Here is a 12,369-nt window from a genome sequence, read left to right as displayed (position 1 = left end):
AATTGGAGTCATTGATTCTTATGTCCAGAAAAATAGGCTCTTTGGTGGCTACTAGAAATAGCCGTCATCTTTAATCATCAAAGAACTTGCATTTTCCTCTGCCTCTTCCTTATTTCTGAAGCGTGAAATTTTTTGAGTAATAAATCCAATTCTTCTTGTCTTCGTTCTGACTTTTAATATATTCTGATTCAGACAATTACCTTCGTAAGCAAGAATTTCAATAACTGAAAAAGGAGGAAACTCTTTTCTTTTCCATTAGTATCTATAAAAGGAGATTCTTTTAATTTTAGTCCTACTTCTGAACTCCAAATTACCAACGGCTTTTTTATTCTACTTTAAAATATTCCATCAATTCCTTGCAGACGAATCATCTGTTTATAGGCAAATAACTCTTTACCCCCATACAATACCTTGCGCCAACTACCCTCTTTTTACATCGTCATTCGATTTCTCTAAAAAATAAAATTTCTCTTCTGGATTTAAAACAACTTCTTTCGAATTCAAATCTCCTTTTGTTTTATAAAGTGCAAGACCATTTGGATTATTGACGTAAGCCTCTGACACTATTTCATCTTTGTATTTCCATTCGGAAATAAACTGGCAACTTAGAAATAGAGAAAAGGAAATTAAAATAAGAAATTTAGTTTTCACGAAAATTGTATCCTACAATATAATAGCATTTTTAAAAAGTATCTTTCTGATTCCAGTAAGAAGTCAAGTTGAATTAAACAAGAAATTTTAGACTAGAATAAGTGATTTGTATTAATGATGAATCAAATCGACCAAGCCAACCAAAAAAGATAAACCACAAGGAACACAAAGAGAAAAGCACACAAAGCTCACAATGAAAAAGGAATCTTTGTGCACTTTGTGAAACCCTTGTGTCCTTTGTGTTAAAAATCTTTATCACTTTTTTATCGGTGTCCATCGGTGGCAATCCGTTTCTTATTATTACTCGACAACAACTCTGAGTAAGTAAAACTAGACTTGAGTGAAATGAATATGAATATATCAATCAGTATATAAAATATGGTTCCAAAATTTAAACCTCCCTTACTACTACGCTCTGCGACTGTGCAGACAATCCTTGCGAGTTTGAAATTTCAAAAGCTAAAACAAAGCGCGATGTTTGAGCAGGCAAAGCTTCATTTAATCCAGGCAGGAAAGAATGTGCGGCTAATCGGGTATTTGTCGAAGCAGATGAATAAAAATCCGAAAGGATTAGTTTTACTTTTACATGGATGGGAAGGACATATAAATTCTGCGTATATTTTAAAGACAGGAGCTTACCTTTATAATAATGGATTTGATATTTTTAGAATCAATCTGCGCGATCATGGAGGAACTCATCATCTCAACGAGGGGATATTCAATGGTAGCCTCTTTGAAGAAACTATGGCAGCAGCAAAAGAAGTTTCTAAGCTAGCAGATAAGGGCAATCCTTTCTTTGTTATCGGATTTTCTCTTGGTGGAAACTTTGCACTCCGCATTGCACGAAATAACACTAAAAAAATAATTCCCAATTTAAAACACGCTGTAGGCATTAGCCCCGCGATTCATCCAAAGTCTAGCACAGAGATGATGGATGAAAATCCATTTCTACGAAAATACTTTTTAAAACAATGGATGCGCTCGCTCGAAGAAAAAGAAAGACTCTTTCCCTTTTTGTATGATTTCGAAAAATACAAGAATGCGGACACCGTAATGAAACTCACGGAAAGAATTATTCCCGATTACAGTCCTTATAAAAGTGCAGATGAATACTTCGAGACCTACACTCTCACGAAAGATTATTTTAAAAATCTAAAAACACCAACCACAATCATTACGGCAAAGGATGATCCGGTAGTTCATCCGGAAGATTTTTATGAGCTAACGCCTAATCCTAATTTGACGGTCAGGATTGAAAACTATGGTGGACACAATGGTTTTTTTAATTCATTCAAATTAGATTGTTATTATCTTCCGATTTTACTCGAGATATTTTCAAAATAATTTCTTGACAAAGGTATTAGATCGTATTTAATTACGCCTCTATGGCAGACATACAAATCACAGACCCAGATACAATCCGAGATATTATCTATGAATCGAGCAGACTCCGTTTCCTACTAGCGGAGACTTTTAGATTACCCCTCGAAGAAATAAGTGCGATTCGACTAGATAGCGACAATTTTAAAATAGATATTTATACAAAGGTTACGTACTTTCGCTTTAAACCAAAAGGATTAGAAAATATTTTAGTCACTAATCCCGAAACAAGAGCTATGGAATTACAATTTGATCCGGCTCTTGCTCAGGCGGTGTATAGAATTATCGAAGAATTCATTCAGGTAACAGGTGCGGCATAATGATATTTACCTAAGGAACAAAGATATCGTTCATATGAAAGTAGCTTTCCAGGTTGGTCAATTTCAAAACTGACCGTGCTTTATCAGAAGGCTCAACAACTTTTAGCACTCCGTTTATTTTCAAGAGTTTCGTTTGAACGGCGATGAGTCCACCGAGTCCCGACGAATCGATATTATCCAGTTGCTTCATATAAACATAAATTTTAGTCTTACCGGCATTGATTAAATTCGCTAGAACCCCTTTCAAAGGATTTGCAGAATAAATATTCAAAATACCTTTTAAATCTAAAATAACTCCGTTCTTAGGTAGATTTTCAGGAATACCAATCGTCCGAACAGAAATAGTAATCTGTTTGTCGGTATAGTTAAAATCATCCTCACTGAATTCCATTTCCTCTTCGCTCATTTATAGTTCCTATCCTTCTTTTATTAATTTACCATTTTGCATAATGATCTTCGGCATATCCATACATTCCGTTGATCTTAATCGATTTTGTGGGGCTAATTTTTATTTTCCCAAAGTATTTTCCATATAATTGGTTAAAGTTTGAAGCAACGATAAATGCATTTATGTTCTCGCGCTAATTTCCTTCCGGTTTAAATACCAAATCAATAACACCGTCACTCGAAACAATTTTCCAATCTTTCTTTAAGTCTCTCTTATCATATTGAAAGGACACAAGTGGCATTTGAAATCGTTCACCGTTTATCCAGAGAGAATTTTCGGAGAAGCTAGTTTCATTTACCCCGCAAGAGAGATTAATACCAATTACACCCTTCTCTATCTTACCAGTGAAGCTAGCCCAATTCCAAAACGTTTCCCTTCGCATAAATCCTACACTGTAGTCATTATGCCCATAAACACCGAGTTTTTCTAAATCAAACTTTCCTAAATCACAATCAATTTTTCCAATGACGGGGCTACCGGCGGTTTTGCGCACATACACCCATCCGTTGACACCGGCTTGTGTGCAAATACGAAGAGGCTCAATTCCATCTTCTAAAAATTCCGCTTCGACTGTTTCGCCTGACGCTAATTCCAAATGAAGCTTTCGCCTACCGTTTAAAGGAGCCATCTCGATTCTGTTTTTTCCCTGAGAAAAAGACACTACTCCTGTTTCAGGAAAATTAGAAAACTTAGAGCCGATGGAGAAAGGGGCTTTGAAACTTTTGTGAAAGAATTTACCTGTCTCAGGAAGATAGATATAAAAAAATGCGTTAGTGAGAAACTTTAAATCCGCAACGGCAACACCAAAAATTATTTTGTCAGAAACTCCACCTACATATTCAAATTGATTGTAAGCAAAGTGTTTACTTATAGAGTTCTTTGTTTTCCCAAAAGGAGATAGATATTTGTAATCCTTAAAATTGATTTCATTAACGGCTTGAGAAAAAATCCCAAACGCTGGCAAGCCGTCGGGATTGATTAACTGCTCTCTTGCAGTCTCTGGCTTTTTTTTTGTTTTCACATTAACCAAATTGAATTTGTAAAAGCATTAAGCAAGGAGAATTTAATATTGGCAATTGAATGAACAGAAAAGAAATCAGATATGAGCTAGCGCGCGAATTGGCTAGATATTTACTGCTCCATTTGCAAGAGGAGCTTAAGAAGCCGCCGGGAGTTTCTGACTACATTGCCATTGAAGGAGTCTCGTTTCGTAAGATAACCAAAGATATGATCGACACCCTGCGAAAGGAATTTCCAGACATAAGCCCAAAACCTCCCTATTTCAATTTGTTCAAACACTGGTGGATTGCAACTCAGGCAGAGCTCAATTTGAGTGGAAATCTAAACTCATACTATGAAGCAACTTTCAAATCGCAAAATCAAATTTTTTTCTTTAAGGTCTTGGACATTAAGAAAAACGATTCTCTTCTCAGAAAGAAATATGAGGAGAATATGGAGTATGCGATACACTCTCTTCGTGCAAAAGGAAGAAATATTGGTTTTGATACGATTTTTAGTTCGGAAAATAAGATGTATCCGCTACTTGAAATAATCGTTAAGCGAGCAAAACTTCCTTATAGAATATGTACCGATATTTTGTTTGAGCAAAATTCTTTTATTCAAAGAGCCGCTTATCGTATTTTCGATAAAGAATTAAAAGACTCTTTCAAAAAAACAGATGACATACTAAATTCAGTCCTACCAAAATACATTGTAGAAGAATTAAAACAAAATGGCAAAGTAAAACCAAAATCAATTCCTTCTTCTTCTATTCTATTTTGCGATCTTGTAGGGTTTACAAACATTGCCTCTACTCTTTCACCCGAGAAATTACTTTCTGAGTTAGATGAATGTTATTCGCACTTTGATAGAATTGTTCAAATGAAAGGCTTAGAAAAAATAAAAACTATCGGCGATAGTTACATGGCTGCAAGCGGGATAATAGAGAGTAAACGCCTTCATGCAGTCGATGCAGTCTTAAGTGCTCTCAAAATTCAGGAATTTCTACGCAAATACCAAAAGAGTCAAAGGAGAAAAGGACTTCCAAGTTGGAAAGTAAGAATCGGAATTCACTGCGGTCCTGTTGTCTGTGGAGTTTTAGGAGAACAAAGATTTAACTTTGATATATGGGGAGACACTGTCAATATCGCGCAAAGAATGGAAGCAAACGGAGAAGCGGATAAGGTCAATATATCTCATAACCTTTACCTTATGACCAAAGACTTCTTCGATTTCCAATTCAGGGGTAAAATTCCTGTAAAAGGAAAAGGAGAAATGGAAATGTATTTCGTCTTGCGGATCAAAGAGGAATTATCCGTCGGAAAAAAAGGTCGAACTCCCGATATGAATTTTTTACAGAAGTATATCGGGCATGTTGAAAAGATGCTAAGTGCATAAACCTCGCAATGTCATTCATAGCCCGGCAAAGATTCAATATCCGGCAGAACTACAATTTCAATTCTACGATTTTGCTTTTTGTTGGAAGGAGTATCGTTTGCGACTAACGGTCTTGCATCTCCAAAGCTTGCGGCTGAGATTTTAGTCGATGGCATTCCTGTTTTTATCATTTCATTTAGAACACTCAGCGCGCGGCTTGCCGCCAAATCCCAATTAGTCGCTCCTTCTGCCTTAAATGGATCGTTATCCGTATGCCCTTCCACTTGAAATTTTTGGTCTTCAATTTCAGAAAGAATTTTTGTTATTTCAATAATCGCCTTTTTTCCTTTGAAAGAAAGTTCTTTGGAGCCAACGTTAAACAAGACATCAGTTGAGAGGACAATGACCATTCGCCCGTTTACAATTTTTACGTTTAACTTCCCTTCGTCTCTTAACGCTTTAATCTTTTCATACTTTCCAAGAAAAGATTTCATAAAGTCTACAGACTTTTGCTCTGCTAAATCGTCTCGATTATTTGTCCGCCCACAATCCTCTACCACAATCGTCTGAGTAATAACACTAAATACAAATCCTAAAGCGTTGTAAAGCAAATCCAATTTACGAATTAAGTATTTGATTCTAATCTTTTTATTTTTAAGAGAAGGAAGTTCTTCTTTATTAAGTGGGTTAATGGGTAATACGAATAAGCCGTGAACGATTTTTTTTTCGTATAAAATTTCACAGCTTTCCGAAAATCCACCAAGCCCCACTTGCTTGAATTCAAAACTTCCGTGCTCGTGTGTGCGAATGGCAAGCGGGTCTTTCTCGATGCTTGCACAACTGGTTAGGAAAAGAGAAAAGATTACCACCGATAGACACCGATGAACACCGATGCGATTTATAACAGTCATTTCGAACCGAGCGGCTTCACAGTTTGCGAAGTGTGAGAAATCTATTTGCCTTAGAACGATTCGCTTTAGGCTTTTTTTAAATAACTTTATAATTTTTTTCATATTATTTTACTCCACTGTATGATATAGAACGCTGTATACAGGAGTATTTCCTGTCGGATAATTTGAATTATACGCTAAAGAGCCATCACTACCGATCGTATAGAGACTCACTGAATTTCCTGTTTTATTTACGGAGTATAAGAATTTGCCGCCGTAATCTGATAAAATGTAAAATGGATTGCCAGTCTGGGATACAGTTGCCGTGGCTAATGGCTGTAATATCCCATTTGTTCGGTCTAAACTCATTTGCCGAATTTGATTAGACGTAGACTCAGCTACATACAAATAATTCCCGGAGGGATGAAATTGAAGAGAGGAAGGACCAGCGCTAAGGGCAGTAGTTAGAGTAGCGTATAATTTCAATTCGCCGCGCACAGGGTCAATCTTAAAATTGGAAAGAGAATTTCCGATGAAATTTGTAGCGAAAGCGTAGACACCCAATGGATCAATGGCTGCCTGTAAAGGTTTGGTTCCTGTCACCTGAGAAGATACAACAAGAGGAGTCAACTCACCTGTGGTATAATTTAGAACAAATTGGGATTCACTATCCGAGTCCCGATTCATCGCATAGACAAAACTACCAGAAGGATCAATGCTTAGATGAATCGGATAATTACCAGTAGCCACTGAAACAGCAGTGAGCGGAGTAAGTGTGCCATCAGTAGAGTTAATCTTAAACATAAAAATTTTATTCGAAAGAGAATCGGTAGAATAGAGGTAGCGTCCTTCCGGATCAGCGATTAACGAGATTACTCCACTGCCGCCGGAATAGGAATTTGCAAACGTTAAGCTTCCTGTATTTGCATCCAAAGTATAAAGTCTAATTTTATTTTCAGAAGTCGAAGCCATATACAAATAGTTTCCTTTGGGAGGAATATAAATCGAAGAAGGAGAATTTCCACCACTCAGTGTATTGACTTGCGTTAGAGCACCTGTCGTTTTGTTTATAGTAAAAATGGATACAGAATTGTCGGATTGATTTAATGCGTAAAAGTATTTTGGAATAATCGTAGCGGATATAGATGAATAGGCGGTCTTTTTGCCAAACAAATCCTGCACGATTACATTGTAATAAGAAACCGTCCCACGAATTCGCAAATTAGAAATGGTAAGACTAGACATAGACTTTGCAGATTCTGTAAGTAATTCGCCATTAGCCTCAATATCCCCAACGGTGCGAAGATTGTCTGAGGTTGATGTATATACTTTATAACGTAGACTAGATGCATCTGTCTTGTCGTCCGAGCCTTCATTCCAGGAAAGAGTAAATCCCGCGTTACCCGGATTTAGTTTTTGTAAAGTGCCACCGTTACCCGCTTTAGGTGCTTCTTTGTCAGCAAGTGCATACAATGCGGCTATCGCATAAGAGCTTGATTTGTCTTTCACCTCAAAACTTTTTTCCACGAGAGGATAAAAGATAATGCAATTAGAAATGGAAAGGATGAAAAGTAATATTAACCACTGACTTGCACTGATAAAAACGGATTTGCCCCATTCGACTAGGCTCAGGGTGACACATATTTTGTCATGGTGAGCCTGTCGAACCATTATCCCCTGAGAGAGAAAAATCATAACTTACAACCACCATAGATAGACATGCTAAAAATACAAGCTGTGGACGCAGTGCCCGTCGGAGTAACTGGAGTATTATTCGGATTAGACGCTGTGTTCGTGCCTGTAATGGTTTCTTTTGGAAGATAGATCAAAGCATTCAAATTTTGACAGGTAAATTCAATCGGGGTAGATAGACTTTTATAAGTATCCGCTACCACTTTGAGGGTAACACGTGTTGTCTCCATTCCTACTTTTTGGATTTTAAATTTTCCCTCTGCATCAGTAGAATACACCTCGGTAGAAACCTGCGTGCTAACAAATGCATTCGAAATAACAGCATTCGTCTCATAGTCCGTGACCAACCCGCGAATCGAGCGAACGCCAGTCGGAGTATCTGCATCACACTGAATGATAATCCTTGCATCTCTCTCGCTCTGAGGCTTACTTAGATTAAACGCAGTAGCAATCTGAGAAAGCTTATCTTCTGCAAATGAAAATTTACAGGCTGACAGGAGGATAATTAATAATATCCTCAGTGCGTGGAAGATTCTTTTTTGGAAAGATTGGTTTAATTTTTTGTTCATGATTTTTTTCTCCTTTCTTACTCTTACTTTTTTGTTCTTGTCGGACTTTTGACCTAACCCCGACTTATTCTATTTGCTTCACTTCTGCGCCCAACACCCCTTCCCTAAAGGGAAGGGGTTACTTATTATTACCCGCACAACCCCAGTCACCTCGAACATGCGAAGGCGTTGGGCGCGTCTAGCGCAGGGCGGAAAAATCGTGAGAGGTCTATCCATCTTAGAACTATCGCATTAAGGCAGATAGATTTCTCACGGTGAAGCAGTTCGAAATGACGGGGCTACTAATACTTCACAATCCAATTCACATACGCATTCACAGGACGAGTTTCGCTGCCACCTGTTGCAGTTGTTGTCAATCCACCATTAGGATAAGCAAGTCCAACTCCTGGATGCGAGTCGTCTCTATCATTATCTGATCCATCGTATGACCATTGAACCGTATGCGTATGACTCTTTAATTCATCCACCTGCACACTACCCACATTATCCGCTGTATTCCCACCCACGCCCATAGCTGTCCTTGCTCCACTATCTGGGTCTCTTCCACTACCACCGTCTCTGCCTCGCAAAAAGCGACCACGTAAATCGGGCAAATTGAAATTACCCCCACTGCATCCGAAGTTACAACCTATGACCGCAAATAAATCAGCATACGTTGTTTGGCTAACGGCTGTTCCATCATAAAGAAGCCAACCTGTAGGAGCGGTATTCCCTCCGTAGGCGCTGATTGTTCCCACTGTTGACGCTATCGCTGTTTTTAAAGCGTTGAAGTTTGCGTTTAACTTACTCGCGGTTAACGTCTCTCCATCGGAGAAACTATTGTAGGTTCCGACTAGACCGGTTACCGCCCAAGCTGTGCCGAGGAAGAAGAGGATAACGACTACTATCCCCCATTCCTTGAAAGATTCCTTTTTGAAATGAAAGCTTAAACTTTTTATTCATATTTTTTTCTCCTTTCTACCTATTCCCAACTTTTTGTTTTTCGCTTGACTAGTTCTTCTTTGCATAGAACACTCAAACCTATGAATGAAACCAATCTATTACAACGCATCACGCTAAATCCCAGTGTATGTTTCGGAAAACCTACCATTCGCAACCTCCGATACCCGGTAGAGATAATGCTGGAACTTCTTTCCGGGGAAATGACCCATGAAGAAATTTTAGAAGACTACCCTGATTTAGAAAAAGATGATCTCCGAGCTTGTATTCTATTTGCGAGCAAAATGGTAAAAATAAAGAGCATCCATAAATTGCAGGCAGCATGAACTTTATAGTTGATGCAATGCTGTCATCTGCACTGTCTAAAATGGCTTAGAATAAAAGGATTTGACTCTACATACCTCCGAACTGGAAGAAGGTAATGCAACAGATGATACTATTTTATTTAGATTGTCTATGGAAACAGAGCGCGTGGTGATTACGAAAGACCACGATTTTATAGAAAGATTTTTAATTAAGAACGAACCAAAGAAACTTTTGCTTATCACAACTGGCAATCTTTCGAATAAAAAATTAATAGCTTTATTTGAAACTAATTTAGATGCAATCATAAATCACCTCGAAACCAACTCTGTAATTGAACTCTCTTTGCTTGAAATAATTGTCCATTTTTAAAAATCTCCTTACTTACCTATTCCCAACTTTTCAGTTGAGGTTTACTTTTTCTTCCAACACCCCTTTCCTTAGAAGAAAGAGATAACACATTACTACCTTCAACAACAAAGTCCCCTGCCCTGCGTAGAATTAGGAAGGGCTAATTCTAAATAGCCATACAACTCCTGTCACCTCGAACAGTCCCATCGTGAGAGGTCTATCCTTCTTAGAACTATCGCATTAAGCCAAATAGATTTCTCACATCCACCCATTTGCTTAGCCGCAAATCCTTCCGCCAAGCGATGTTCGAAATGACAGGTCTACTCAATACTTCACAATCCAATTCACATACGCATTCACAGGACGAGTTTCATTGCCACCTGTTGCTGATGTAGAATTTGTTCCATAAGATGCATGCCATACTCTATCAGGATTACCGCCGGACGTTGTATAATTTGATACTGGTAAACTATGATCATGCGTATGACTCTTCAACGCATCCCCTGCACACTCCCCCCCACATTATCCGCTGTATTCCCACCTGTGCTCATAGCTGTGCGGGTTCCGCTATCTGGATCACGCAAAGCTCCACCATCTCTGCCTCGCAAAAATCTCCCGCGCAAATCGGGCAAATTGAAATTACCTCCACTGCATCCGGAAGTTACAACCTATAACTGCGAATAAATCTGCATAGGTTGTCTGGCTAACGGCTGTTCCATCGCAAAAGAAGCCAACCTGTTGGAGCGGTATTTCCTCCGTAGGCGCTGATTGTTCCCACTGTTGACGCAATTGCCGTTTTTAACGCATTGAAGTTTGCGTTTAGCTTACTCGCGGTTAACGTCTCTCCGTCGGAGAAACTGTTGTAGGTTCCGACTAGACCGGTTACTCCTAGTAATGCGCCACTCGCAAGACCCAACGAAATCGCAACTCCCATTAGGTATTTTTGAAATAGTTTGTGGTAGAATAGTTTTTTTCTCATTGATTGGTCTCCTTTTTTTGTTATACACCGACCCTTCGGCTTCGCTCAGGGATCGGACTTTTTTGTAAAATGTCTTCGAACCAGTCCGCTTCACTAATTAGTCCGCTCGGTGAGCGGAGCCGAACCGAGCGTCTACTAAAACGAAAATCAATTTCAATCTCCCCCTCTGCCCGTTTTGACCGGCTAATTTTCTGTGGTTACTTTGAATTCGGCCTCTAAGAAAAGCTGTTGGTTCTTTTAAGAAGGGGTTAAACGTTGTTATGTTCCCGAAGAAAGATACATCTAAAAGATTCATCGCCATAAAACCTACTAGAGCTAAGATGGAGAAATTCGCACGATTAGCCGCTGTTTGGTAGTCGGCACCGGCAGCTTCTGCTCGCGTATAAGTATAAAGTGCAGGAGTAAATACGAATGGGCTACTAAGACTTGTCGCAGTATTTAGAATTGTTTCTTGTCTGTAAGTATCTTTTGCTTCTTTGTATAAACTGTTTTCGTGAAAAAGATTTGCGACTAATAAGAAAGAACCGATTCCAAAGAAAGAGGCTTTCATCTTCTGAGTCGCCGGGTCAAATCCATAATCCTTCCATGCCACTGCCCCCAACCAGGAACAAGAAAGATCATAAAACATCCCACGTCTTGCGCGCGTGACGTTGCCTCTTTTTTTCTATGATTAGACTTTTCTCTGTTCCGTCTGCTTAGAGTGAGTGCGAGATCGCCAAATTTTTCTCCGTGAATTTCAGTAGAAGGCTTTTGTTTTTTCTTAAACTTCGCCGACCAGTTATTTACCGCTTGCACATGTTGCTCGATTTCCGTAAACGATACTACGCTGTCCTTATTTGTATCTGCCTTTCCTTCTAGTCCTTCGAGGAGATAACGGGTAAATACCCCATAGTCCGATTCTTCATCTTCAAAACTAAAATAACCCGATTGCGTCGAATAGAAAGTAGCCGCTAATTTTGCCTTTGCATATCTATCTGTCTGCAAAGGATTTTGCTCTAGCGCCTTCGTCTTGTAAACCACATCGCGACAAGCATCGAGTAGTAGTAAGGATTTATTAAACTTAGAAAGCTCCGCTACAATCTTATCTACCGGAACCCCAGTCGAAAAATATTCGCCTGATCGGAATCAACTGCGACCAAGTAGCCTTTTTCCGTCTTTGTCTGTCACTCCATGACCGGAGAAAAATACAAGGATCAAATCATTCTCTGATGCACCGGAAAGAATTTCCCTGAGTCGTCCCATGATATTTTCCGCACTCGGATATTTTTTACTTTGCAGGTCTATATCATCTGTAAGTAGAATTACTTTATTAAATTGCCCTGAGCCTTTAGGAGTCGGTCGAGCGCCTTCGCATCATTACGCGCTTTGTTTAGTTTGCTTATCGCCGCATCCTCGTATTCATTGATGCCGATGATTATCGCATAACGGTTCCCCTGATTCTCTTCATCTAGTGATTTTAATTTCATTCCTT

The 12,369-nt window shown here is 38.9% G+C and carries 18 protein-coding genes and 1 pseudogene; 5 read left to right on the top strand and 14 right to left on the bottom strand.

Annotated features, from left to right (window positions below; translation table 11 throughout):
• Positions 1 to 420: 420 nt before the first annotated feature.
• Positions 421 to 651 (bottom strand): hypothetical protein, encoded by a 231-nt coding sequence (locus IPH52_11620; GenBank protein MBK7055678.1) that lies wholly within the window; start codon positions 649 to 651, stop codon positions 421 to 423.
• A 378-nt stretch (positions 652 to 1,029) separates the two neighbouring features.
• On the opposite strand from IPH52_11620, the gene IPH52_11615 reads away from it, so the two are divergent.
• Both IPH52_11615 and IPH52_11610 read left to right on the top strand, forming a co-directional pair.
• Complete coding sequence (locus tag IPH52_11615) at positions 1,030 to 1,995, top strand: alpha/beta fold hydrolase (GenBank protein ID MBK7055677.1); 966 nt, start codon at positions 1,030 to 1,032, stop codon at positions 1,993 to 1,995.
• 41 nt (positions 1,996 to 2,036) lie between these two features.
• Positions 2,037 to 2,351 carry a hypothetical protein gene (locus IPH52_11610; protein MBK7055676.1) on the top strand — a complete coding sequence of 105 codons (315 nt, stop codon included), beginning with the start codon at positions 2,037 to 2,039 and terminating at the stop codon, positions 2,349 to 2,351.
• Positions 2,352 to 2,361: 10 nt separating this feature from the next.
• On the opposite strand, the gene IPH52_11605 is transcribed toward IPH52_11610, so the two are convergent.
• From IPH52_11605 to IPH52_11595, 3 genes are read right to left on the bottom strand one after another with little or no spacing between them, the layout of a single operon-like run.
• Positions 2,362 to 2,757, bottom strand: coding sequence for an STAS domain-containing protein (locus tag IPH52_11605; GenBank protein ID MBK7055675.1), 396 nt, complete (start codon positions 2,755 to 2,757; stop codon positions 2,362 to 2,364).
• 28 nt (positions 2,758 to 2,785) lie between these two features.
• Positions 2,786 to 2,923 carry a DUF2804 family protein gene (locus IPH52_11600; protein ID MBK7055674.1) on the bottom strand — a complete coding sequence of 46 codons (138 nt, stop codon included), beginning with the start codon at positions 2,921 to 2,923 and terminating at the stop codon, positions 2,786 to 2,788.
• A 9-nt stretch (positions 2,924 to 2,932) separates the two neighbouring features.
• Positions 2,933 to 3,820: a DUF2804 domain-containing protein gene (locus IPH52_11595; protein MBK7055673.1), complete on the bottom strand. Its 888-nt coding sequence runs from the start codon at positions 3,818 to 3,820 to the stop codon at positions 2,933 to 2,935.
• Between the two features lie 59 nt (positions 3,821 to 3,879).
• Here IPH52_11595 and IPH52_11590 point away from each other — a divergent pair, with 59 nt between their 5' ends.
• Entirely contained in the window at positions 3,880 to 5,196 is a 1,317-nt protein-coding gene (locus IPH52_11590) for an adenylate/guanylate cyclase domain-containing protein (protein ID MBK7055672.1), read from the top strand.
• A gap of 11 nt (positions 5,197 to 5,207) precedes the next feature.
• Here IPH52_11590 and IPH52_11585 read toward each other — a convergent pair whose 3' ends face one another.
• From IPH52_11585 to IPH52_11570, 4 genes are all read right to left on the bottom strand, one after another.
• Positions 5,208 to 6,188, bottom strand: coding sequence for a flagellar motor protein MotB (locus tag IPH52_11585; protein ID MBK7055671.1), 981 nt, complete (start codon positions 6,186 to 6,188; stop codon positions 5,208 to 5,210).
• Between the two features lie 6 nt (positions 6,189 to 6,194).
• Positions 6,195 to 7,760 (bottom strand): beta-propeller fold lactonase family protein, encoded by a 1,566-nt coding sequence (locus tag IPH52_11580; GenBank protein MBK7055670.1) that lies wholly within the window; start codon positions 7,758 to 7,760, stop codon positions 6,195 to 6,197.
• Positions 7,757 to 8,326 carry a hypothetical protein gene (locus IPH52_11575; GenBank protein ID MBK7055669.1) on the bottom strand — a complete coding sequence of 190 codons (570 nt, stop codon included), beginning with the start codon at positions 8,324 to 8,326 and terminating at the stop codon, positions 7,757 to 7,759. The genes IPH52_11580 and IPH52_11575 overlap by 4 nt, the downstream gene beginning before the upstream one ends.
• Before the next feature lie 281 nt (positions 8,327 to 8,607).
• The gene (locus tag IPH52_11570) at positions 8,608 to 9,264 is read right to left on the bottom strand and encodes a tail fiber protein (GenBank protein MBK7055668.1); all 657 of its coding nucleotides are present in this window, start codon (positions 9,262 to 9,264) and stop codon (positions 8,608 to 8,610) included.
• Positions 9,265 to 9,348: 84 nt separating this feature from the next.
• Between IPH52_11570 and IPH52_11565 the strand changes: the two genes are divergently transcribed.
• Both IPH52_11565 and IPH52_11560 read left to right on the top strand, forming a co-directional pair.
• Positions 9,349 to 9,591, top strand: a complete 243-nt coding sequence (locus IPH52_11565; protein ID MBK7055667.1) for a DUF433 domain-containing protein — start codon at positions 9,349 to 9,351, stop codon at positions 9,589 to 9,591.
• A gap of 61 nt (positions 9,592 to 9,652) precedes the next feature.
• Positions 9,653 to 9,940 carry a DUF5615 family PIN-like protein gene (locus tag IPH52_11560; protein MBK7055666.1) on the top strand — a complete coding sequence of 96 codons (288 nt, stop codon included), beginning with the start codon at positions 9,653 to 9,655 and terminating at the stop codon, positions 9,938 to 9,940.
• 303 nt (positions 9,941 to 10,243) lie between these two features.
• On the opposite strand, the gene IPH52_11555 is transcribed toward IPH52_11560, so the two are convergent.
• The 6 genes and pseudogenes from IPH52_11555 to IPH52_11530 form a co-directional block, all read right to left on the bottom strand.
• Complete coding sequence (locus IPH52_11555; protein MBK7055665.1) at positions 10,244 to 10,414, bottom strand: hypothetical protein; 171 nt, start codon at positions 10,412 to 10,414, stop codon at positions 10,244 to 10,246.
• Positions 10,411 to 10,898 (bottom strand): annotated as a pseudogene (locus IPH52_11550) (tail fiber protein). The gene IPH52_11555 and the pseudogene IPH52_11550 overlap by 4 nt, the downstream one beginning before the upstream one ends.
• A gap of 97 nt (positions 10,899 to 10,995) precedes the next feature.
• A complete protein-coding gene (locus IPH52_11545; GenBank protein MBK7055664.1) occupies positions 10,996 to 11,490 on the bottom strand; it encodes a hypothetical protein in 495 nt (164 codons plus the stop codon).
• Positions 11,445 to 11,882 (bottom strand): hypothetical protein, encoded by a 438-nt coding sequence (locus IPH52_11540; protein MBK7055663.1) that lies wholly within the window; start codon positions 11,880 to 11,882, stop codon positions 11,445 to 11,447. Before IPH52_11540 ends, IPH52_11545 begins: the two co-directional genes overlap by 46 nt.
• Positions 11,883 to 12,023: 141 nt before the next feature.
• Complete coding sequence (locus IPH52_11535; protein ID MBK7055662.1) at positions 12,024 to 12,200, bottom strand: caspase family protein; 177 nt, start codon at positions 12,198 to 12,200, stop codon at positions 12,024 to 12,026.
• Positions 12,200 to 12,364 carry a caspase family protein gene (locus IPH52_11530; GenBank protein ID MBK7055661.1) on the bottom strand — a complete coding sequence of 55 codons (165 nt, stop codon included), beginning with the start codon at positions 12,362 to 12,364 and terminating at the stop codon, positions 12,200 to 12,202. The genes IPH52_11535 and IPH52_11530 overlap by 1 nt, the downstream gene beginning before the upstream one ends.
• Positions 12,365 to 12,369: the final 5 nt, after the last annotated feature.

It is taken from the genome of Leptospiraceae bacterium (assembly GCA_016708435.1).
Lineage (GTDB): Bacteria > Spirochaetota > Leptospiria > Leptospirales > Leptospiraceae > UBA2033.
The sequence above is the reverse complement of the archived record's forward strand: the minus strand, read 5'-3'. Positions and strand labels throughout refer to the sequence as shown.